Raw genomic sequence first — 22,568 nt, 5'->3', positions numbered from 1 at the left:
GACGGGCGCGCCTTGAAGGGCGCGCCCGGCTTTTTCGTGTCACTTCTTCCGTTCCCGCATGATTCCATTCGATCTCAAGAAGACCGTCGTCGCGTGCCTGAGCGCCGTGTGTGTGATGGATCTCGCGTCCGTCGCACACGCCGCTTCGGCCGTACCGCCGGGTTTCGAGGACATCGTGGCGGGGCACGACGAACGTGTCGACATCACGTTTCTCGGCAAGTCGCTCGGGTTGTTTCGCGTCTTCGTGACGCCGGAAGCCGTGCGTTTCGAGGATCCCGCGCGCCTGCTGCGGGCGCTCGCCGAGCAAATCGATCCGGCGGCGGACGTGTCGGCGATCGGCGACGCGCTGTCGAAGCCGATGGCGCGCAACGGCAACCTTGCCTGCGCCGGGCAGGCTGGCGTGAACGGCTGCGGGTATGTCGAGACCGACAGCGCGGCCGTGATCTACGATGAAAGCGAAGGCAGCATCGAGCTGTTCCTGTCGCACGACTGGTTGAGCACGGAGAAGCGCGACCAGCGTTTTCGCGAGCCGTCGTCGATGACGGAAAACGCGCTGATCCACCAGCAGACGATCAACCTGTCGGGCGGCCGAGGCTACAAGAGCCTGGCCGTGTCGGGCACGGGCGCACTCGGCATCACGCCGAGCAGCTTCATCGGCGGTAACTGGAGCTTTACCCACACGAGCTATTCGCGGGCAGCGGACAGCCACGTCCAGCTTCAGGACCTCTATTACCGCCACGACATCGGCTCGCAGCATTACGCGCAGGCCGGCCGCATGGACAACCGCAACCTCGCGAGCGCGCTCGGCGGCAACTTCGGGTTCTCGATGCTGCCGGTCGGCACGCTCGATGGCGTGCGCGTCGGCACGACGCTGGCCTATGTGAATCCAGAGGTCGCGACGCAAGGCACGCCGGTCACGCTGCTGTTGCCGCGCGATTCGCGTATCGACGCGTATCGCGGCAGCGAGCTGCTGGGCACGTTCTACATGAAGGCCGGCGTCAATTCGCTCGATACGTCGCACTTTCCCGAAGGCACGTATCCGCTGTTGCTGCGCATTTTCGAGAACGGCGTCCAGGTGCGCACGCAGACGACGCCGTTCACGAAGACAGGCGGCGGCGTCAATTCGCGCACGCGGCAATGGTTCGCGCAGGCCGGCCGCGCGGCCGACCAGGGCGCGCCGGACGGGGTGGCCGCGGCGGCCGGCGTGCGCATTCCGCTGTTGCGCGAGATGGCGCTGACGAGCGGCGTCGCGAGCGTGGGCCGGCATGTCTTCAACGAGACGGCGCTCGAATGGCGCCATGCATTTCCGCTGGGCGTGCTGTCTGCCGGCGGGGCGTTTTTCATCGGCAACGACGGTTCTCGCGGCAATACGCAACAGATCTCGTTCGCCGACGGCGTGTCGTGGAGCGTCTATCGCTACCAGATGCGCGGTGGCGCGTGCAGCGCTCCGGCGGTGTCGTATCGCGACATCGGCTGCTACGACATGCTGAACGCGACCGTGTCGTTCCCGATCGGGAACTGGTCGGCGATGCTCGGGTACACGTACAACAAGAGCGTCGGCCGCTCGCGGGACTGGCGCGACAACGCGCCCGACCGCCCCTGGGCGCCGCCCGTCGCGCGTCAGCGCGACCAGGTGTCGCGCGCGTTTCAGGTGTCGCTGTCGCGCTCCGTGACGTGGCGCAAGGTCAGCGCGAACCTGCGCGTCGGCGCGTACGCCAATCGCAGCGCCGACGTTGGCGCCGGCAACGAGTATGGCGGCTACGTCGGCGTGACGCTGTCGATGGCCGAACCCGCGGTGCGCGCCGGGCACGCGTCCGCCTACACGTCGGCGGGCGTCGACGTCCGCACCGATCGCAGCAGCACGACGACGAACTACACGCTCGACCGCAACTGGAACTGGCAGGGCGACACCTACCGGGAACTCGCGCTCGGGTTGTCGGGCTACGGCACCGACAGCCTGACGGGCACCGTGCAGGGCCGCTGGAACGGGCGCTACGGTGACGTCACCACGTCGGTGGCGAACAGCTACAGCCGCGACAGCGGCGGCAACAATCCGTCGGTGACGGCGAGTTACTCGTCGTCGTTCGCGCTGGCCCGGCAGGGCGTGTTCCTCGGTGCGTCCGCGTCGCAGTCGGATCCGCTCGCGGGCTTCGCGGTGCGGGTCGGCAAGCGCGACGATGCAAGCGGCATGGCAGCCGAGGTGAGCAGCGCATCGAGCACGCGGATCAAGGTCGGATTCGGACAGCGCGCGCTGCTGCCGGTCACCGCGTTCACGCCAGTGACGACCGAAGTGAGCGACGCGGGCGCGCGCGCGTCCGTGGGCGCGACGAGCGTGACCGAGGGGCTCGGCAAGCACACGCTGTTCATGGTGCCGGGGCAGCTCGCGCTGCGCAACGTCGATGCGAAGGTGACGTACACCTATGTCGGGCAGGCTTTCACAGCGAGCGGCATGCCGCTGTCGGACAGCGTGATCCTCAACGGCTCGATGCCGTCGCTCGACGCCGAAGGCGGCTTCATTGCCGAGCTGGACAACAAGGAAAGCGAACTGTTCGTCGTGGATGGCCCGTCGCTGATGCGTTGCCCGCTGCACGTCAAGCGCCGGCAGGACGTGCTCATGGTGGTCGGCAAGGTGCGTTGCGACGTGGCCGGGCCGGACGCGCTGCCGGAGGCGCTGCGCAAGCACGCGCGCGTGCAGAAACTGCTGCAGCAGCGGTACGTGATGTCGATGCGGCAGCAGGCGACGGACGTGACCAAGACGGCGCAATGACGCGCACGCACGGGCGCCGCGAGGTGCCGCTCGTCATTTCGAGTACACAAGGAAAAGCCATTCATATGCTTCAGATCAGTCGAATTCGCCGTCGGGCAATCGTCCTGGCGGTCGCGTTGAGCGCGATCGCGCTTGATGCGTCGGCGGCCTCCCAGCAGCCGGCCAACCGCAACGATACCGTGGAAGCCACGCTGGATCGTGGCGCGCCGACGGCGGACGTCATGGTATTCAACAGCGCGTCGGGCGGCTATGACACGGCGGATTTCAAGAAATGGGGGCGAAATTCGTGGACGTGCGAATCGGCCACCTCCACGACGACAGGTGCGTGCCCGACCGAGCCGGTATGGATCGCGTCGGGCAATTCGACCAAGATCCCGCTTTCGTTCAAGGAGGAAAAGACCGGCGCCACGGCCGTGCTGAATCTTCAAGGAGAAAGTGCATACAGTCGCCACCTCGATTGCGACGGCAACGCCATTTCGGAAGGCTTATCGGCCGGGCGAACGCCAATCGAGATGGCGCAGTCCGCTACCGTGGCAAATTGCAGCACCGTAGGCTGGGATGGGCGAAATCTCTTCGTCAAGATCCCCGCCACGGAGCTGAAGAATCTCCCGTCGGGCGGAACCTGGAAGGCGAATCTGCGGCTGAACCTGAGGCAATGGGACGTCGGGGGAACCAACCCGAAGATCGCCACTTTCGTGGCGTCAATCAAGCTGGATGTCATCGACAAGAACAACATCCAGGTCTATCTGCCGGAATTCACGAGCGCGACGCCCACGGTCGACCTCAAGCTGAAGATGCTGCCGAACGGCAGCCGGATGTCGGGCACGTCGAACGTCGACATGTGCCTGTACGACGGCTACAACGCGCAGAGTACGTGGTTCGACGTGTCGGCGAGCGACGGCCTGTCGATCGACCGGCGCGACAAAGGCAGCTATTCGGTGCTGCTCGACAAGGACAAGAGCGGCGCCTACGCATCGCGCATCGACTACAACGCGAGCCTCACGTATGCGGGCAAGAAGATCGCGCTGCCGAACGGCGAGACCGTGCGGCTTCAGGGCGTGAACAACAGCACGGGCCGCTCGGTATCGCTGCCGGGCATTTCGGTGCCGGTCATCTGCACGCCGACGCCGCTGACGCTGGTCACGCCGGAAGTCCAGTCGGCCTTCAAGCGTCCGGGCAAATACAGCAACAAGCTGACGATCACGTTTACGCCGTCGTCGGCGAGCCTGTAGCGCGCGGCAGCCCGTGAAATCGATCATGGAAGCAAGGTTCTCGGCGCATGGCCCGATCCGGGTCAGGCTTGGTCGGGCACTGGTGGCCGTGCTGCTCGGCGCGTCGCTGGGTGCGAGCGCCGCGACCGTCTGCTGGAAGCCGGTCTTCACCGACGAGGAACTGCGGTGGATCAAGGCGCACCCGGTCGTGCACATCGCGGTCGAGGCGAACTGGTATCCGATCGAGTACATGCGCAATCGCCAGCACGGCGGGCTCGTCGCGGGCTATCTGAGCGCGATTTCGAAGATGACCGGGCTCACGTTCGAGACCGTGCCGGGCACGGAGTGGGGGCATGCATACGCGGCGCTCGCCAGCGGCAAGGTCGACCTGCTGCCGGGCGTATGGCGCGAACTGGCCCCGGAGCGCATCGGCGCCGGTGCGCTGATCAGTTCGCCGTACCTCGTCGGGCGGCTGACCGCCGTGACGCGCAACAATTCCGCGATGATCTTCAGCCTGCAGCGGCTCAAGGGCCGGCGCGTCGCGATCAAGGGGCGCGGCGCGGTCGAATACTTCACGCGGCACAGCGGCGTGCCGCTCGACGTGCTGACGTACGACACCGAGGCGCTCGCGCTCGCCGCGGTCGCCAACGGCGAAGCCGACGCCGCGCTCGGCGTGGACGTCACGATCCTGCCGATCGTCCGCCGGCAGTTTTTCGGCCAGCTCTACATGTCGGGCATGCTGGCCGACCGCCCGGTATCGCTGGCGATGCTCACGCGCACCGACCTGCCGATTCTCGCGTCGATCATCGACAAGTCGCTGGCGGCGATCCCCGTGAAGGAGACGGCCGCGATTACACGGGATTGGGTGGAACTGGGCGACTACGGCAAGCCGACGATCCGCTCGATCCTGCACTATCGTGCGCCGGTGGTGCTCGCGATCGTCGTGACGCTGGTGACGTGCGCGATGCTCACGTACCTGTCGTGGAAATCCCGCGCGGCCGCCATCCGCAGCAGGCGCGAGAAGGCGATGTTTCTCGCGTTCGTCAGCCACGAGATCCGCACGCCGATGCAGACGATCCTGTCGTCGCTCGAATTCCTGCAGCGCTCGGGGCTGTCCGGGCAGCAGGCCGAGCGGGCGGAGGCGGCCGCGTTCGCGTCCGATACGCTGCTGACACTGCTCGACGACATCCTCGAGCACTCGCGCCTCGAGTCGCGCAAGGTCACGCTGTCGCCGCACGCGGTCGAGCTCGAGTCATGGGCCCGGCAGACCGTCGACATGGTGCGCTGGCGGGCCGAACGAAAGGCGCTCGCGCTGACGCTCGACGTCGCGGGCCCGCGGGGGACGCGTGTCGTGATCGATCCCGTGCGCGTGCGCCAGATCGTGCTGAACCTGCTCGTCAATGCGATCAATTTCACGGCGGCCGGGGCCGTCACACTGCGTGTCCATTTTTTCGCCGCTCCCCAGGGACGAAACGGTACGCTGCTCATCGAGGTGCGCGACACCGGCGTCGGCATCGCGCCCGACCGCTTCAGGCACCTCTTCGACGCGTACTGGCAGGCGGACTGTCGTTCGCGACAGGGGGCGGGCGGCAGCGGGCTGGGGCTCGCGATCTGCCGCGAACTCGTCGAGTTGATGCATGGCACGATCACGGTCGACAGCACGCCGCATGTCGAAACGGTGTTTACCGTGCAACTGCCGGTGACCGCGGCGGAGGCCGCGCCGCCAGCGCGGCGCGCCGCCACGGCGCCCGCGTCGGCCTGTACGGCAGTGCCGCACGCGCGCCGCGACGCGCCGCGCATCCTGATCGTCGACGATCACGAGGCCGTGCAGGCCGCATTGCGGCACCAATGCGACGAACTCGGCTGCGCCGGCCTCGTCGCCGGCTCGGGCGAGCAGGCGTTGCGGCAACTCGCGCATGAGCAGGTCGATATGGTGCTGCTGGATTGCAATCTGCCCGATATCGACGGTTATGCGCTCGCGCGGATGATCCGGCAGGAAGAAGCCACGCGGAAGGCGGGACGTGTTCCGATCATCGCGATATCGGCGGTGTCCGGCGATGCGCACCGGGTGCGTTGCCTGGAAAGCGGGATGGACGGCGTGCTCGGCAAGCCGCTGAGGTTCGAAGCGCTCCGGCAGGCGGTCGTGCGATGGTGCCCGACGTATACGACGGCGGACGGCACGGCGGATACGTCGAACGATCGCTAGGATCGCGGCGTGCCGGGCCCGGCCGTGTCGGCGCGATGCAGGCGCAGCAGTTCGTCGCCGAGCATGCCGATGCCGGGTGAGATTGCGCCCGACGCGAACTGCAGCCGGCGCTCGAGCTCGGCCGCCAGTTCACTCGTCGTCGTATGGCCGGCCACCGCGGCGGCGCCCTTGATCCGGTGCGCCGCGTGACGCGCGCGATCGACATCGCCGTTCGACAACGCCTCGCCGAGCGCCGCCAGATCGGCATCGACGCTTTGCCGGTAGATCGCGCGGAAGTCGGATTGCGCCGGTTGCGCGCCCTGCGTCGGCCGCGCTGTATCGTCGTCGTCACGGGCCGGACACCACAGGTCGATCATCTGGCGCAGCGCGTCGAGCCGCAGCGGTTTGCCGAGCACGCCATCCATCCCGCTGTCGAAACACCGCTCGCGATGCGCATCGCCCGTCGACGCCGAGATGGCGATGATGGGCGTGCGCGCCCCCTTTCGCAGTCGCTCGCCATCGCGCATGCGCCGCGCGACCGTGTAGCCGTCGATGTCGGGCAGATCGCAATCCAGCAGCACCATGTCGAACGCCGTGTGCTCGAACAGCGCGAGCGCCTGTTCGCCGGTGTCGGCAATGGCCGAGTTGCACGCGAGCGCGTCGAGTTGATGCTGGATCGCATGCTGAACCGCTGCGTGGTCGTCGACGATCAGGATCGTCGGGCCGTTCGCGCTCGGCTGCGAGGTGTCGGCTTCGACAGGCTCCGGCACCTGCGCGGGCAGCGACGGTTGGGGCGCCGGCGCCTGCGCGGCGCGTTGCACCGGCAGGAGCACCGTGAAGATCGTGCCCTTGTCCGGGCTGCTGCTGACGGTCACCACGCCTTTCATCAGGCCGACCAGTTCGCGGCAGATCGACAGCCCCAATCCGCTGCCGCTCACGCGGCGGTTTTGCGACTGCTCGACGCGCTGGTACGGCTCGAAGATGGTGCGCTGGCGTTCGGGCGGAATGCCGATTCCGGTATCGCGAACTTCGATCACGAGCGAGCCGGCGCGGCCCGGTTTGCCTTCGAGATAATCGACGCGCAGTGCAACCGAGCCGGCCGACGTGAACTTGATCGCGTTGACGAGCAGGTTCAGCACGATCTGCCGCGTGCGCACCGGGTCGATCAGCACGCACAGGTCGGGTGGGCACGCGAGTTCGAGCGCGAAGCTCAGCTTCTTCTCGTCGACCCGCCAGCGCACCATGTCGGCGCTGCGCCGCACCCAGGGCTGGACATGCGTCGGCTCGGGCGCGAGCGTCACGTTGTGCGATTCGAGGCGCGAGTATTCGAGGATGTCGTCGAGCAGCGTCAGCAGCGATTCCGACGCGGCCATCGCCGCGTCGGCGCGGCTCGCCTGCCTGGGCGCCAGGTTCGAGCGCTGCAGCAGCTCCACCGACGACAGGATCGTGTGCATCGGCGTGCGGATCTCGTGGCTGATGAATGCGAGGAACATCGCCTTGTCGCGCTCGCTGCGCACCGCCGCGACGCGCGAGCGCCACGAAACGAATGCGATCGCCGCCAGCGCGAGCAGGCCTGCTCCGGCCGCCGTGACCTGCCAGCGCCGGTAGTAGAGGATCGAGCGCAGCGACGGTTTGCCGTAGTCGGCCGTCTCGATCCATTGACGCGTGATCTCATCGACCTCGCGCGCAGGGATTGCCGCGAGCGACTTCTCGAGTATCGACGCGAGCACCGGCATGTCGCGGCGCGTCGCCATCGCCAGCGCATACTGGCCGTCCGGCAAACCACCCGCCACGAACAGCTTGTCGTGGAATTGCCTGCGCATCAGCGGCAGGATCGACATGTCGGTGCCCACGGCGGCATCGGCCTCGCCGTTCGCGACGGCCGCGAGCGCCTGGCTCTCGTCGTCGTAGGTCAGCAGGGTCACGGGTATGTCGCCGTGGCGGATCGCGGCTTCCAGCGCGCCGCCGCCCTTGATCGCGACGCGTCGGCCGGCGAGGTTCTGGGCGTCGACGAGCAGGTTCGGGTGCTCCGGCGCCACGACGAAAACCGTGCCGACGAAGTAGGGCCGGCTGACGATGATGTGGTCACGGGACCAGGCCCAATCGTCGTGCTTCGCCGCATCGGACGCGATGTCGAGGTGACGGAGCCACGGTGCGTCGAACCTGCTGCGCCACGTCACGTCGGGGACGACGTCGATCCTGCCGGACGCCAGTGCGTCGGGCGAGCCGCGCCACGATATGCCGTCGACGTATTCGAAGCGCAGCCCGCTGATTCGCGAGACGGCGTCGAGAAACGACGGCACGACGCCGACGGCCTTGCCGTGTTCGCGAAATTCGAACGGCCGCCAGTTCGGATCGGCGCGGGTTCGCACCACGGGGTGCTCGGCGATCCACGCCTTTTCCTCCGGCGTGAATTCGGGCGCGCCGGCTGCCCAGTCGATCGCCGGCATCAACCCGACGATCATGCCGATCAGGACGGCGCAACGCTTCGAACTCGTCATGCTTGCGTCCTTCCACCGTGTTATCGGTCGCACGTTGCGTAAGCGCGACACGATGCCATGTGAAGCCACGCAATGCAACGCGGAACGGCGACGCCGACGAACGCGGCCGCCCGCCGCATTTAGCCGGTGGGGTTAAAAATTAGCCAGAAAGCCGGTAAGCTAATCCCGATAATCAGCAGCGTTGATGGCGTGCGGCGACAAGAACGGGAATCGACCATCGACAGCCGCACCACGATAAACAAAGGGTTAGCAATGAGGCCAGAGCACCAGCCGATCCGCGTCGTGATCCTGGACGACCATGCCGTCGTCCAGCTCGGGATCACCAGTTATCTGAACGACAGGCCCGGCATCACGGTGGCGGCGAGCTTTGCAAAGTCGCGCGACCTGATCCGCTGGCTCGAAGCGAATCGCGCGGATGTCGTGCTGCTCGACTACACGCTGGGGCCCGACGAGATCGACGGGCTTAATCTCGTCAAGCTGGTCAACACGCGCTTTCCGGCGTGCAGGATCCTGATGATGTCGAGCAGCGATACGCCCGCGACCGTCAACATGACGATGCGCGCGGGCGCGCTCGGCTTCGTCGGCAAGAGCGAGGACCTGGGCGAGCTCGCGCATGCGATCCGCGTCGTCGCGAACGGCCGCCCGTACATCAGCACCGAACTGGCCGAGCGGATCACGTCGAGCGAGACGCCCGACCCGCGCGTGGCGGAGCCGAAGCCCGCGAACGGCGACGCCGCCGCGCCGGCCGATGCGGGCCTGTCCGCCGACCTGCGGCTCAGCCCGCGCGAGCACGAGGTGCTGCGCTGCTATCTCGCGGGCATGTCCGTGTCCGACATCGCGTCGAAATTCTCCCGCAGCCGCAAGACGATCAGCGCGCAGAAGCAGTCGGCGTTTCGCAAGCTCGGCATCCGTAGCGATGCCGAACTGTTCGCATCCCGCAAGCTGCTCGAGGAAAGCTGAACGCAGCCCGGTTCGTGCGTCGCGCGGTGCCGCTGCGGCATGGTGTCCGATGCAGCGCCGCGCGAGCGGCGCTAACATGGCGCCAGTGTCGCGCGACACCCCGAGGCCAGTCCGGCTCGCGTCGCGCACACGCAGCGGCGGCGCGGCCGGCCGCTGCTGCCCTCGACGAAGCGCGCGCCGCTTCGCTCCCGGAACCAAACACAAACGAACCGGAGTTCATCAGCATGACTTTCCACAAGACCCTCGTCGCAGCCGCCATCCTGGCGTCGAGCATCAGCGCGCATGCGCAGATCGCGGGCGCGCAGCCGCTCAGCGTCACCGTCGAACAATCGCAGGCGCTGCTCGAAGGCTGGAGCGTGAAGAAGAGCGTGCTCGGCAAGCCCGTGTACAACGACCAGAACCAGAAGGTCGGCACGATTCGCGACCTGATCGTCGCACCGGACGGCTCGGTGTCGGCGGCGATCGTGTCGGCGGGCGGCTTCCTCGGTGTTGCGGCGCACGACGTCGCGGTGCCGATCGCGTCGCTCGACGTGCGTAGCGGCAACATCTATCTGCCGGGCGCGACGAAGGACGCGCTGAAAGCGACGCCGGCGTTCCAGTATGCGAAGGTGCCGTCGCCGCCGAAGCCGAAGCAGATCGAAGAAAAGCATTGATCCGCGTGTGACGCGGGAGCCCGGTGCGCGATGCACCGGGCCGCTTATTCTTCGCGCCATACCCTCGCCGGTCCATGCCGCGCGAAATCCCGCAGGGCCGCCGCGAGCGATGTGCCACGTAACGTGAGCTGTCGACCGCATCGCGACGCACCGTCTTCGCACTCCCGAATCCTCTCACCTTTCCCCATCGAAGCACGCCGCGCGAACGCGAACAGGCCGCGGCAACGGTTCGGGCTGCGGCCGTCGCAGTATGTTTCGTGCTGCTTATGGGCTGGTCGTGAACAACGGTGCGGGCTTGTCGATGGCCGTCTTCACCGCTTCGCCGTCGTACAGGTCCATGTGCGCGGCGCAGTCCGGCGTCGATCCGCAGGGCACGCTTCAAGTTTTGTGTGAAGAATGCCGTAATAAGACTGTAGGGAATCTCGCGTTCCGCTATCACCATTCGTTCACGAAATTTACGGGAGAAATCATGCAGATCGATGCTTCGCTGGCCGCGAATACGACGCAAGCCACGGCGAACCAGACCGCCGGTGCATCGGCCAGTCAGCCGGCCGCCGCCGGCACGGCGGCGAACGCCGCGCGTCCCGCGTCCGCCGACGGTTCGGCCGCGGCGGCGGACAAGGCCGGCAAGACGGACAAGGCCGGCAAGACGGACAAGGCCGGCCAGGCCGACAGCGGGGAAAAGGTGGGCGGACCGGGCGCGTCGGGCGAAGACCCGGCGGCCAAGGTGCTGAAGGAGCTGATCGAGAAGCTGCAGCGGCAGCTCGCGGAGCTGCAAAAGCAGATCGAGCAGGTGTCGCAGCGCGCGCAGAAGGACCCCGCGGCCCAGGCCGAAATGCAGGCGCTGAATTCGCAGGCCGGCCAGATATCCGCCGCGCTGCAAGCCGCGGTCACGAAGATGGCGGAACTGATGCGCAGCAAGTCGGGCGCCGCGACGGGCGGCCTGGTCTCGACGCAGGCCTGACGCGACGCGGCTGCGGCCTCATGCGGCGCCGCGCTCAGCCGTAGCGCGCTTCGTCTCGGGCCGCGCCGCTCACAACGGATGGGCGGCGCCGGCCTGCGCCAGCAGCGACACGGCGGCCGGGGCGGGCATGCCGTTGGCGTCGATCGCGCCGGCCGCCGCGAGCGCGACGAGGTCGCTGTCGACGCCCGGCTGGCCGACCACGAACGGCGTCGTCAGGAACGCCGGCACCGCCAGCGTGAGCGCGTAGCGCTGCTGCAGGTTCGCGACGACCGCCGCCTGCGCGGCCTGCACGTTGGACTGGTTCTCCAGCACCTGCTGGAAGTGCGCGTTGTTCGGCAGGTCCGCGATCACGCGGGCCGTGCTCGTGCCGAGCTGCGCGGCGAGGTAGACGAGCATCAGCTCGGTTTCCGGCGTCGTATTGAAGGTGCCGCCGGCGAACGCGACCGAATGCAGCGTCGTGCCGCCGGACGTCGCGGTGATCGTGCAGGGCAGCGTCGCGTTGAGCGTCAGGCTGTAGTGTCCGCCGCCGTCGGTCAGCGTGGACCCCGAACCCTGCGCGCAGTTGACGGCGAGCGTCGCGCTGGCGAGCGCGGGGCCCGTGGCGGCCGTGCCCGACAGGGTGACGGTCTGCGTGGGGCCGTTCCGGTTGAAGCACCCGTCATTGAAGCCGAAGCAGGCTTCGCCGCCGCACGCGGACAGCGCCGCCAGCGAAGCCACGCAAAGTGCGCCCAGCGCGGGGCGGATGAAGCACGCATCGTGAGTGTTCATGGCCGCTGCATTCGATGAAAGGGGAAGACGAAGCGGTTTCGCGCCGGGCGCGCCGGCGCATGGCTCAATTCTAGGTTCTATTCCCTGAAACCGCTCGCGGGTTCGGCGGACCAGACGCCGCTGTAGACGGCTTCAACCGGCCCCGTCAGCAACACGCCCGCGTGACCGTCCCAGCCGACCGTCACGACCCCGCCGTCGCATTCGACCGCGACGCTCGCACGTAACAGGCCGCGCCGGATGCCGTTGACCACGGCGCCGCACGAACACGATCCCGAGCCGAGCGGCACGCCGCCGCCGCGCTCCCAGATGCGAAGACGGATCCGCGCCGGATCGATCACCTGCACGAAGTGAACGTTGGTCTTCAGCGGAAACAGCGGATGCGATTCGATGGCCGGCCCGAGCGCCGCCACGTCGGTCGCGCGCACGTCGTCGACGAAGAACGTGCAATGCGGATTGCCCATGTTGCATGCGGCCGGCGCGCCGGGCAGCGGGAGCGCCAGCGTGTCCGCCTCGCAGGCGAGCGGCACCTGCCGCCAGTCGACGAGCGGCTGGCCCATGTCGACCGTGATCAGCCCGTTCGCTGCCGCCGAGCACGTCAGCAGCCCGCGCGCGGTCCTGAGCACGGCGGACGCCGCACCGGTCTCGCGCAGCACGCGCCAGGCGACGCCTCGCGTCGCGCTGCCGCACGCGTCGAGCGTCGAACCATCCGGGTTCCAGAAGGTGACGCGGGCGGCGGCATCGTCGCAGTCCGTCATCACGGCAAGCTGGTTGAAGCCGATCCCGCGATGCCGGTCGCCCATCGCGCGGGCGAGATTTCGATCGACGATGTCGGCCTGGCCGCGCAGGTCGACGATCGCGAAGTCGTCGCCGTTCGCGTGCATCTTGTGAAACGGGATGGGCATGGCGGCGCCTCGGTCCGGCGTGAGTCGTGACATGGTCTTCCAGGTTGGGTGGCGTCGGCCGTCGATGACGCTCGGCTCATGCATTCGGTCGTTGCTCGTCGGTGCCATTGTCGCCGAGCGCCGTCAGCCACGCCGCATTTACACCGCTCTACGTAATTCTACGTAGCCCCGCATACGTAGTTATCCGCTTGTAAGCCCGGCCCCGAACCCGAATACTACGAACCCACCACATCTGCCTTTGCGAGGCCGGTGCGCGGCGCAATGCCGCGTTGGGCGCGCGGTCGACCAGCCGCGCGATGTCGACAACTAAACCTCGTCGCGTGGGACCGCAGCAAGCGCTGATGTGCCGACTCCGGTCAACCGCCAAGCACGGGACCGGAGTAAGTGCGGATGCACCGGCTCCGGTCGACCGCAAAGCATGGGACCGGAGTAAGCGCTAAAGCGCCAACTCCGGTCGACAAAGGAGACAACATGAATCGGGCTTCCAGCACCCTGATCTGGATTGCGGTCGCGCTATTGGGCGCGTTCGCATTCGGCACGATCGCACTCGCGCATGGCGAGCGCGTCAGCGCCCTCTGGATCGTGATCGCCGCCGTCTGCGTATATCTGATCGCATATCGCTTCTACAGCCGTTTCATCGCCAGCAAGGTCATGCAGCTCGACGGGCTACGGATGACGCCGGCCGTGCGCCACAACGACGGCCTCGACTACGTGCCGACCAACAAGTACGTGCTGTTCGGCCATCACTTCGCCGCGATCGCCGGCGCCGGGCCGCTCGTCGGGCCGGTGCTCGCCGCGCAAATGGGCTACACGCCCGGCATGCTGTGGATCCTCGCGGGCGTCGTGTTCGCCGGCGCGGTGCAGGATTTCATGGTGCTGTTCATCTCGACGCGCCGCGACGGCCGCTCGCTCGGCGATCTCGTCAAGATGGAGCTCGGCACCGTGCCCGGTGTGATCGCGCTGTTCGGCGCGTTCCTGATCATGGTGATCATCCTCGCGGTGCTCGCGCTGATCGTCGTGAAGGCGCTGACCAACTCGCCGTGGGGCACGTTCACCGTCGCCGCGACGATTCCGATCGCGCTGTTCATGGGCGTCTACACGCGCTACATCCGCCCGGGCCGCATCGGCGAAGTGTCGATCATCGGCTTCGTCGGGCTGATGGCGGCGATCGCGTTCGGCCAGAACGTCAGCGCGTCGCCGACGCTCGCTGCGTGGTTCACGTTCAGCGGCACGCAGCTCACATGGATCCTGATCGGCTACGGCTTCGTCGCATCGGTGCTGCCGGTGTGGCTGCTGCTCGCGCCGCGCGACTACCTGTCGACGTTCCTGAAAATCGGCACGATCCTCGGCCTCGCGATCGGCATCCTGATCGTCGCGCCGGAACTGAAGATGCCCGCGCTGACGAAGTTCGTCGACGGCACGGGCCCCGTGTGGTCGGGCAACCTGTTCCCGTTCCTGTTCATCACGATCGCGTGCGGCGCGGTGTCGGGCTTCCACGCGCTGATCTCGTCGGGCACGACGCCGAAGCTGCTCGATAACGAAACCAACGCGCGCTTCATCGGCTACGGCGCGATGCTGATGGAATCGTTCGTCGCGATCATGGCGCTGGTGGCCGCGTGCGTGATCGAGCCGGGCATCTACTTCGCGATGAACGCGCCGGCCGCCGTGCTCGGCACCACGCCGGAAGCGGTCGCGAACACCGTCACGCAGTGGGGCTTCATGCTGACGCCGGACATGCTGACGCAAACCGCGAAGGCCGTCGGCGAGACGACGATCATCGCGCGTGCGGGCGGCGCGCCGACGTTGGCGGTCGGCATGGCGCACATCCTGCACCAGGTGATCGGCGGCGAGGCGATGATGGCGTTCTGGTATCACTTCGCGATCCTGTTCGAGGCGCTGTTCATCCTGACGGCCGTCGATGCGGGCACGCGCGCGGGCCGCTTCATGCTGCAGGACCTGCTCGGCACGTTCCACCCGGCGCTCAAGCGCACCGAGTCGCTGCCGGCGAACCTGGTCGCCACCGCGCTGTGCGTGGCCGCGTGGGGTTACTTCCTGTACCAGGGCGTCGTCGATCCGCTCGGCGGCATCAACACGCTGTGGCCGCTGTTCGGCATCTCGAACCAGATGCTCGCGGCGATCGCGCTGGTGCTCGGCACCGTGGTGCTGTTCAAGATGAAGCGCGAGCGCTATGCATGGGTCACGCTCGTGCCGACGGCATGGCTGCTGATCTGCACGCTGACGGCCGGCTGGCAGAAGGTGTTCGACGCGAACCCGAAGGTGAGCTTCCTCGCGCACGCGGCGAAGCTGCAAGCGGCCGTGGACGAAGGCAAGGTGCTCGCGCCGGCGAAGTCGATCGCGCAGATGAAGCGGATCATCTTCAACGACTACATCGACGCGGCGCTGGCCGGGCTGTTCATCTTCGTGGTGATCAGCATCGCGGTGTACGGCGTGCTCGCGATCCAGCGCGCCCGCCGCGAGGCGAAGCCGACCGTGCGCGAGACGCCGTACGAGGCGATTCCGGCCGCGCAGGCGCTCGGCAGCGGACGCTAAGGAGACGCCGCGATGTTTTCCGATCTCGGCAGTGATCTGCGCAGCGCGGGCCGCTACCTCGGGCAGGCGTTGCGGCTGATGGTCGGCGTGCCCGACTACGACACCTACGTCGCGCACATGCGCGAGACCCATCCGGACCGCGAACCGATGACGTACGAGGCGTTTTTCCGCGAACGTCAGAATGCAAGGTATGGGTCGGGGGCCGGGAAGTGCTGTTGACGGCCTGAAGCGCCCGGTCGATGCAAAAACGCCATGACGCGAGTCATGGCGTTTTTTTTCATTGCGACGGCCGTGCGTGCTTACTTCGACGTGCCGCCTTGCGCGGACAATCCGAGGAACGGCAGCGGCGTCTGCGGCGACATGTAGGTCGGCAGCTTGCCGTCCCGGCGGTTGATCGCCTGCGCGTGGATCTCGATCGCTTGATCTGCCCGCTGCTCGGCATCGTTTTCCTGCCGCTATCATATGAACTATTGGCCCCGATGAACCCGCGCAGGAGGACGACGTCGTGCATGCCGGAGAGCGTTTCAACAGCATTACCCATCTCGTCGGCGCGGTGCTGTCGGTGGTGGGGCTGGCAACCCTGGTGACGAGGGGGGCGCTCGCGGGCGACGCTTACAAGGTGGTGAGTTTCAGCGTCTATGGCGCGATGCTCTGCGTGCTCTACGCGATCTCGACGCTTTACCACAGCGTGCGCAATCCGCGCCTGAAAGCCATTCTGCAGAAGTGCGACCATTCGGCGATCTACCTGCTGATTGCCGGCAGCTACACGCCGTTCACGCTCGTCACGTTGCGCGGGCCGTGGGGCTGGTCGCTGTTCGGCGTGAGCTGGGGGCTCGCCGCGTTCGGCATCGCGCAGGAACTCACGCTCGGGCGGCGCACCCGCGTCGTGTCGATGACGCTGTACGTGCTGATGGGCTGGCTTGCGCTCGTTGCCGTCGGCCCGTTGATCCATGCGCTGCCGCCCGTGGGCACCGCGTGGCTCGTGGCGGGTGGCATCATCTACAGCGCCGGCATCTATTTCTTCATCAACGACGAGCGCATCCGCCACGGGCACGGCATCTGGCACCTGTTCGTGCTGGCGGGCAGCCTGTGCCAGTTCGTCAGCGTTGCGCTGTATGTCGCGTGACGCGGGCGGCCGCTCGACGACGTTTCACCGCGGTCCGAGCGTCAGCCAGCCAGCGCCGCCAGGTTCAATTCATACGACTTCCCGATCCACACCGCCGAATCGCGATGATCGCGCAGGTCGTCGCCGGTGTTCGGATGCAGGAACAGGTCGAGCGCGCCGTGGTTCAGCACGAGCCACGGCACGATCTCGTCGAAGCGGCTCGCATCGAACGCGATCTGGTACGACCACGCCGGATGCGGCCCGACCAGGCGCTCGTGGAAGCGGCCGAGTTCGATGATCGCGCCGAACCGCTGCTCGACGATCTGCCGGAATGCCCAGGCCGCATCGCGGCTCGCGGCGTCGAAGTAGACGTGCGCGTGCCAGCTGTCGATGGCGGCGACGTCGAGGGGAGTGGCGTGTGCTTGCATGCTGGACGATGACGAGGTGCGCCGTCGCGTCGGCGACGGCCGGAGCGCCATTATCGCGCCGCGCGGCGCGGCCTGCAGTGACGCATGTCATGCATCGCGGCTGCGCCGACGCCGGCGCGTCAGTGCATCCACGATTGCGGCGCGAAGATGATGAACGTCGCGCGCGCGGCGGGCATGCGCCGGCGCATGGCTGCCGCGGGCAGGTGCCGGCGGCGCACGGCGGGCGTCCGTTCGCGCCGCCGCCGGTGGCCGGGCGTCGCCGCGTCCGCGCGCAGGGCGGCCGCGCGCATCATGCGGGGCGAGCCTGCGGCGCCGCGTCGCCCGTGCCGGTCAACCGCGCGGCGAGCGCGACGGCTTCGTCGAGCGACGCCACCGCTTCATGCGGAATCCCGAACGCCTTCACGGCCGTCTCGCCCTGCGCGGCGACCCACGCGCGCCGCTCGGGATCGGGCTCGACGCTGATCAACGCCTTGCACACCGCGCCCAGCGCCGCCTTGTTCTGCTTGAGCCAGACCGCGCGATGCTTGCGGTCCTCGTGCGTCTCGTCGGCGTCGAGCGACACGTACACGACGACGAACGGCGCGCCGTCGCGCATCAGCGCGTCGATCTCCTTCTCCCACTGCGGCGCGTAGCCGGGCGTCGCGGCCTGTGCGCGAAACACGCAGAACGGAAACCGGCTGATGTCGTGGACGATGAATGCCTGCGGATCGAGTGTCATGGCAATGCTCCGGTGAAGCGTGACGAAAGGAAGGCCGGCGCGATGCGCATCACCGCGCCGGCGGCGGTGGCGGGCCGTCGGCCTGCGCGACCGGCGCGACCGGCGCATCGTGGCGCCAGCCGGCGCCGAGCGCCTTGTACAGCGCGATTACGCCCTGCACCTGCGCGAGCTGGCTGAGCGCGAGCGCGTCGCGGGCGCGGTAGGTCGCGCGCTGCGCGATCAGCACCGACAGGTATTCGCTGAGGCCGTTGCGGTAGAGCCGCGTCGCGCGCGACTGCGCGTCCTGGCTGCTGCCGACCGCCGCGACGAGCGCCGTCTGCCGGTCGCGCTCCGCGTAGATGTCGGTCAGCGCGTCCTCGACTTCGCGAAACGCGACGCGGATGCGCTGCTCGTACGCGAGCCGCGCTGCTTCGGCCGCGGCCCGCGCGGCGCTGACGCCGGCTTGCGCACGGCCGCCGTCGTACAGCAGCTGCGTGCCTTCGAGCGCGACCGACCATGCGACGCTCGCGCTCGTGAACAGGTCCTGCACGAGGCTCGCGGTGGTACCGACGCTCAGCGGAATCGCGAAATGCGGGAACTGCTCGGCGCGCGCGACGCCGATCTGCGCGGTGGCGGCCGCGAAGCGCCGCTCGGCCGCGCGGATGTCGGGCCGCTCGCGGATCACGTCCGACGGCAGCGTGACCGGCAATTGCGGCGCGACGGGCAAGGTCGCGCCGGGCGCGGCCAGCGCATCGCGCAGCGTGCCCGGAAAGCCGCCCGTCAGCACGCCGATCGCATGCATGAGCTGCGCGGCGTTCGCCTGCAGCGGCGGCAGCGCGGCCTGCGCGAGTTCGAGCTCCGCGTGCGCCTGCGCGACCTCGAACGATGTGCCGAGGCCGTGCCGCTCCGAGCGCTCGGTCAGCCGCCGCGTCGCGTCGAGGCTCGCGACGTTGTCGGTCGCGATCCGCAGCCGCGCCTGCGTCGCGCGCAGTGCCGCGTAATCGGAGGCGAGCTCGGCGAGCAGGCTCACGAGGATCGCGTGACGATCGTCGTCGATCGCGTCGACCTGCGCGTCCGCGGATTCGATCGCGCGCCGCGTGCCGCCGAAGATGTCGAGTTCCCACGATGCGTCGACGCCGAGCCGGTAGGTGCGCGACTGGCCGATGCCCGGCGGCCAGTCGAGCGCGCGCGACGAGCGCAGCGCGTTCGCGGTGCCGCCCGCCGAGACGGTCGGGCCGAGCCGGCTCGCCACCTGGTCGCGCTCGGCGCGCGCCTGCAGCAGCCGCTGGCGCGCGATCGCGAGATCCTGGTTGCCGTCGATCGCCTGCGCGACCAGGCGGTCGAGCAGCGGATCGCCGAACCCGCGCCACCAGTCCTGCAATTGCGCGGGATCGGCCTGTACGGCGGCGTCGCCGCGCTCGATCCAGCCGGGCGGATGCACGGGCTGCGGCGGCCGATAGTCGGGGCCGACCATCGTGCACGCGGTGAGGGCGGCCGCGCACGCGGCGGAACCGAGCGCGGCGGATAAACGTTGCGGGCGGAAGGAGAAACGTCGCATCGAAGCCGCCTCACATCCACGCATGCAGCCACGACGCGAGCCGGCCGCGCGGCGTCGTTGCGCGGCCCGGCTCGCCGATCTCGACGCTGCACGTCATGCCGGCCGCGAGCAGCACGCCCGCCGGCACGTGATCGAGCTCGATGCGCACCGGAATGCGCTGCGCGAGCCGCACCCAGGTGAAGTTCGGGTTGACGGTCGGCAGGCCGGTTTCGTCGAGCGCGCCGTTCTCGTCGGCGATGCCGCGGCCGATGCTCGTCACGTGGCCGCGCAGCAGCGGATCGAAGCCCATCAGCTTGATTTGCGCGGGCGCGCCCGACGCGATGCGGCGCAGCTTGGTCTCCTCGAAGTAACCGGTGATCCAGAAGCTGTGCGCATCGAGCACCGAGATATCGGGCCGGCCCGCGACCGCGTAGTCGCCGTGCCGCAAGCGCAATTGCGTGACGTAGCCGTCGACCGGCGCGCGCAGCGTCGCGCGCGCGAGGTCGAGCTTCGCGACGTCGAGCGCGGCCAGCGCCTTCCGGTAGTCGGCCTGCGCGATCGACACCGCGCGGCCCGAGCGCTGGATGTCCTCCTTCGGCACGAGTTCGTCGAGGCCGGTGCGGCGGCGCGCCTCGTCCTGCTTCTGGCGCACCGTCTCGGCGGTCGACGCGACCTGCGCCTCGGCCTGCTCGACCGCGAGCGCGAAGCGCTGCGGGTCGATCCGGTACAGCACGTCGCCTTTCGACACACGCTGGTTGTCGACCACCGCGACGTCGATCACGGTGCCCGACACTTCCGGCGCGATGCGCACGACGTGCGCGCTGACGCGGCCGTCGCGGGTCCAGGGGGCGAGCACGTACGCGCGCCACAGCGCGGCGACCAGCGCGATCGCGAGGCCGACGGTGGCGAGCGTCAGCAGGGAGCGGGTCAGGGGTTTGAGCGACATGACGCGATTCGAAGAGCTAAAGAAAAAGGATCAGCGCGGAGACGAGCACGAGCGACACCGCGAACTCGAACAGCGCCGGGTGCCAGACCCGGCGCAGCAGGCCCGCGCGGGCGAGCGCGGCGCGCACGGCCATGTAGAGCGGCACGGTTGCGCACGCATACACGAAGAACGGCGGCAGGTAGATGCCCGCCACGGCGAATTCACTGAGCACGGCGAAGGGCCTCCGGAGCGGGGGTGAAATACGCGGCGTGCGTATGCAGCAGCACGTACACGTCGGCGAACGCGGCCATCAGCCGTTTCAGCTCGGCGTCGCGGCCGGGCTGGGCGGCCGCGAGGCGGGCGAGCGCGCGTGCGGCCCGGCGCGCATGCAACGCCGCGCGCCCGGGCTGCGCCGCGCGGCCGGCGAGCCGTGCGAGCGCGGTGCGCGCGCACTGCCGCGCCGCGTCGGGCAGGCCGTCGTGCGCGACGAAGCGGCGGATCCGCAGCAGCTCCTTGCCGACGTGCAGCGCGGCGAGGCCTTCGACGGTGGCCTGCATCATCGCGGCCGGCTGGCTCGCGAGCAGTGCGCCGAGCTGTGCGATCCGGTGCTGCTGGCGTTGCTGCCACGCGGGCGCCGCCGGCCGCTGGCCTGCGAGCAGCGCGAGCGCGTCGTCGCGGATCGTGCGGCGCAGCCGTGCGGTGTCGGCGGCGAGGTTGCGCGGCAGGATCAGCTGGAACGTGAGCAGCGTGATGAACGTCGCGAGCACCCACGCGACCGACTGGTTGAGGAACAGGCCGAGGTCGGGCCGGAACGGATTGGTCGCCGCGTTCAGCGTGTTGAACGCGACGAGGTACGCAAGGCCCGCGAGCGCCGTCTTCGGCACGCTCGTCGCGTAGATGCCGGGCAGCCAGAACAGCGCGAGCGTGACGACGAGCAGCGGGAAGCCGTCGATGCGCGGCAGGATGCCGAACGCGCAGACGAACGCGGCGGGCACCGCCGCGACCGTGCCCTGGATGAACGCCTTCGCGCCGGCGGCCGGGTTGCCGGCCGTCGCGAGCAGCGCGCAGTACGGCGCGACCACGAGCAGCATCATGTCGCCCTGGTTCCACGCGGTCGCGATCCAGAACGCGCCGGTGATCACGATCGCGCACATCGAGCGCACGCCGTTCTCCACGGCCGAGCGCACGTCGCGATGAAAGCGCACCGGCGCGGGCCGGTGGCGCGGCCGTGGCCGCTGCAGCTCGGCAAGGCCTTCGAGCGCGGCGCGGAAGTCGTCGATCTGTTCGAGCAGGCGCTCGCCCGCGATCAGGCGCGCCGCTTCGTCGCGCGGATCGTCGAGCGCGATCGCATCGAGCGCCGCCTTGAAGTGCCGGCGCGCGTCGCCGAGCAGCGCGTGCGCGCGCACGGTGCCGCCCGGGCCGCTTTCGAGCGCGTCGGCGGCGGCCTGCCACGCGGCTTCGAGGCGCGGCTGCAGCAGTGCGATCGCGCGGGCGCCGGGGCTGTCGGCGGGCAGCGGCGGCGTGCCGCCCGCGAGCGCGCCGAACAGCGACGCCATCCCGTGCCGCACCGCGCGCGCGCGCTGCGCGAGGTCTTCCGATTCGGCCTTGCCGAGCGCGAGCAGATCGTCGATGCCGTAGACGCCGGCCAGCAGCGCGAGCCGCTGGTCGTCGCCGGGCGCGGCCGCGATGCCGCCGCGCTGGCGCGCGATCGCGCGCGCGGCGGCGGCGGCGAGCCGCGCGACCAGCGCTTCGAGCCGCGCGCGCACATCGCGCGTCGCGAACAGCATCGACACGAGGCTCAGGCACAGCACGCCGATCACGACCGTCGAGCCGCGTCCGACCACGTGCTCGAAGGTCAGCGCGGGGCGCTGCATCGCGCCGTAGGTCGCGAGGCCGATCGTATAGCCGGCCACTACCGTGCCCGACGCGCGGAAGTGCCGCAGCAGCGTCATGCCGGCGACGCACAGGCCGAGCCAGAAGCCGAAGCCGAGGATGAACAGCACCGGCTGCTGCGCGAAGCAGCCCATCAGCACGAATGCGACGAGCATCCCGGCGAGCGTGCCGACCACGCGCCACACGCCCTTGCCGATCACCGCGCCCTGCACGGGGTTGATCACGAGCAGCACGGTGGACGCGGCCGAGTACGGCGTCTCCAGCTCCAGCAGGTAGGCGACGCCGAGCGCGAGCGCCGCGGCGGCGATCGAGCGCGCGACATACGCGCCGCGCGGCGTGAAGATGTCGAGGCGCGCGAGCAGGGCGGCCGCCGCCCGGCCCAGGCGCGCAGGCGACATTGAAACGGCCGCCGTCTGGTCTGCTGCGTCACGCACTGCCGGCACTCCACGATGAAGGACGGAGGCAGTCTACGGTTGCCGCCTGCGTTCAGAACAGTGATGTCTTTGCATTCGATGCGTGCGT

At 68.8% G+C, this 22,568-nt stretch carries 19 protein-coding genes; 9 read left to right on the top strand and 10 right to left on the bottom strand.

What is annotated here, in order from left to right:
- The first annotated feature begins 58 nt into the window (after positions 1-58).
- Genes cblC through HWY45_RS08095 form a run of 3 tightly spaced genes read left to right on the top strand, consistent with a single transcriptional unit; the run spans position 59 to position 6,184 of the window.
- Positions 59-2,767: a cable pilus usher protein CblC gene (cblC, locus tag HWY45_RS08105; protein ID WP_059879236.1), complete on the top strand. Its 2,709-nt coding sequence runs from the start codon at positions 59-61 to the stop codon at positions 2,765-2,767.
- Complete coding sequence (locus HWY45_RS08100) at positions 2,764-3,999, top strand: CfaE/CblD family pilus tip adhesin (RefSeq protein WP_279607675.1); 1,236 nt, start codon at positions 2,764-2,766, stop codon at positions 3,997-3,999. The genes cblC and HWY45_RS08100 overlap by 4 nt, the downstream gene beginning before the upstream one ends.
- Positions 4,000-4,024: 25 nt before the next feature.
- Positions 4,025-6,184: an ATP-binding protein gene (locus tag HWY45_RS08095; protein ID WP_059879242.1), complete on the top strand. Its 2,160-nt coding sequence runs from the start codon at positions 4,025-4,027 to the stop codon at positions 6,182-6,184.
- Here HWY45_RS08095 and HWY45_RS08090 read toward each other — a convergent pair.
- Positions 6,181-8,664, bottom strand: a complete 2,484-nt coding sequence (locus HWY45_RS08090) for an ATP-binding protein (RefSeq protein WP_059879246.1) — start codon at positions 8,662-8,664, stop codon at positions 6,181-6,183. The genes HWY45_RS08095 and HWY45_RS08090 overlap by 4 nt on opposite strands.
- Before the next feature lie 252 nt (positions 8,665-8,916).
- Between HWY45_RS08090 and cblR the strand changes: the two genes are divergently transcribed.
- From cblR to HWY45_RS08075, 3 genes are all read left to right on the top strand, one after another.
- Positions 8,917-9,624, top strand: coding sequence for a cable pilus system response regulator transcription factor CblR (gene cblR / locus HWY45_RS08085; RefSeq protein WP_059879249.1), 708 nt, complete (start codon positions 8,917-8,919; stop codon positions 9,622-9,624).
- Positions 9,625-9,848: 224 nt separating this feature from the next.
- Positions 9,849-10,277, top strand: a complete 429-nt coding sequence (locus tag HWY45_RS08080; RefSeq protein WP_059879253.1) for a PRC-barrel domain-containing protein — start codon at positions 9,849-9,851, stop codon at positions 10,275-10,277.
- A 469-nt stretch (positions 10,278-10,746) separates the two neighbouring features.
- Positions 10,747-11,241 carry a hypothetical protein gene (locus tag HWY45_RS08075; RefSeq protein WP_059879256.1) on the top strand — a complete coding sequence of 165 codons (495 nt, stop codon included), beginning with the start codon at positions 10,747-10,749 and terminating at the stop codon, positions 11,239-11,241.
- Between the two features lie 69 nt (positions 11,242-11,310).
- Here HWY45_RS08075 and HWY45_RS08070 read toward each other — a convergent pair whose 3' ends face one another.
- Positions 11,311-12,009 (bottom strand): hypothetical protein, encoded by a 699-nt coding sequence (locus tag HWY45_RS08070; protein WP_059879258.1) that lies wholly within the window; start codon positions 12,007-12,009, stop codon positions 11,311-11,313.
- Between the two features lie 77 nt (positions 12,010-12,086).
- On the bottom strand, positions 12,087-12,911 hold the full coding sequence (dapF, locus tag HWY45_RS08065) for a diaminopimelate epimerase (protein ID WP_059879261.1): 825 nt from the start codon (positions 12,909-12,911) through the stop codon (positions 12,087-12,089).
- Between the two features lie 471 nt (positions 12,912-13,382).
- Here dapF and HWY45_RS08060 point away from each other — a divergent pair, with 471 nt between their 5' ends.
- From HWY45_RS08060 to trhA, 3 genes are all read left to right on the top strand, one after another.
- Positions 13,383-15,461 carry a carbon starvation CstA family protein gene (locus HWY45_RS08060; RefSeq protein ID WP_059565076.1) on the top strand — a complete coding sequence of 693 codons (2,079 nt, stop codon included), beginning with the start codon at positions 13,383-13,385 and terminating at the stop codon, positions 15,459-15,461.
- Positions 15,462-15,473: 12 nt separating this feature from the next.
- Positions 15,474-15,680: a YbdD/YjiX family protein gene (locus HWY45_RS08055; protein ID WP_059565077.1), complete on the top strand. Its 207-nt coding sequence runs from the start codon at positions 15,474-15,476 to the stop codon at positions 15,678-15,680.
- 286 nt (positions 15,681-15,966) lie between these two features.
- Entirely contained in the window at positions 15,967-16,587 is a 621-nt protein-coding gene (trhA, locus tag HWY45_RS08050) for a PAQR family membrane homeostasis protein TrhA (protein ID WP_059801203.1), read from the top strand.
- A gap of 41 nt (positions 16,588-16,628) precedes the next feature.
- Here the strand turns inward: trhA and HWY45_RS08045 are convergent, their stop codons facing one another.
- The 7 genes from HWY45_RS08045 to HWY45_RS08015 all read right to left on the bottom strand — a co-directional run bounded on the left by HWY45_RS08045 (position 16,629) and on the right by HWY45_RS08015 (position 22,444).
- On the bottom strand, positions 16,629-16,994 hold the full coding sequence (locus tag HWY45_RS08045; RefSeq protein WP_059565079.1) for a DOPA 4,5-dioxygenase family protein: 366 nt from the start codon (positions 16,992-16,994) through the stop codon (positions 16,629-16,631).
- Positions 16,995-17,113: 119 nt separating this feature from the next.
- Positions 17,114-17,287 carry a hypothetical protein gene (locus HWY45_RS08040; protein ID WP_155628698.1) on the bottom strand — a complete coding sequence of 58 codons (174 nt, stop codon included), beginning with the start codon at positions 17,285-17,287 and terminating at the stop codon, positions 17,114-17,116.
- Entirely contained in the window at positions 17,284-17,712 is a 429-nt protein-coding gene (locus HWY45_RS08035) for a hypothetical protein (RefSeq protein ID WP_059565080.1), read from the bottom strand. Before HWY45_RS08035 ends, HWY45_RS08040 begins: the two co-directional genes overlap by 4 nt.
- Before the next feature lie 49 nt (positions 17,713-17,761).
- The gene (locus HWY45_RS08030) at positions 17,762-19,249 is read right to left on the bottom strand and encodes an efflux transporter outer membrane subunit (RefSeq protein WP_059879265.1); all 1,488 of its coding nucleotides are present in this window, start codon (positions 19,247-19,249) and stop codon (positions 17,762-17,764) included.
- A 10-nt stretch (positions 19,250-19,259) separates the two neighbouring features.
- Positions 19,260-20,174: an HlyD family secretion protein gene (locus HWY45_RS08025; protein WP_059565082.1), complete on the bottom strand. Its 915-nt coding sequence runs from the start codon at positions 20,172-20,174 to the stop codon at positions 19,260-19,262.
- A 16-nt stretch (positions 20,175-20,190) separates the two neighbouring features.
- A complete protein-coding gene (locus HWY45_RS08020) occupies positions 20,191-20,385 on the bottom strand; it encodes a DUF1656 domain-containing protein (RefSeq protein ID WP_017330999.1) in 195 nt (64 codons plus the stop codon).
- Positions 20,375-22,444 (bottom strand): FUSC family protein, encoded by a 2,070-nt coding sequence (locus tag HWY45_RS08015; protein WP_230950986.1) that lies wholly within the window; start codon positions 22,442-22,444, stop codon positions 20,375-20,377. The genes HWY45_RS08020 and HWY45_RS08015 overlap by 11 nt, the downstream gene beginning before the upstream one ends.
- Positions 22,445-22,568: the final 124 nt, after the last annotated feature.

This window comes from Burkholderia stagnalis, assembly GCF_902830275.1.
GTDB lineage: Bacteria > Pseudomonadota > Gammaproteobacteria > Burkholderiales > Burkholderiaceae > Burkholderia > Burkholderia stagnalis.
The sequence above is the reverse complement of the archived record's forward strand: the minus strand, read 5'-3'. Positions and strand labels throughout refer to the sequence as shown.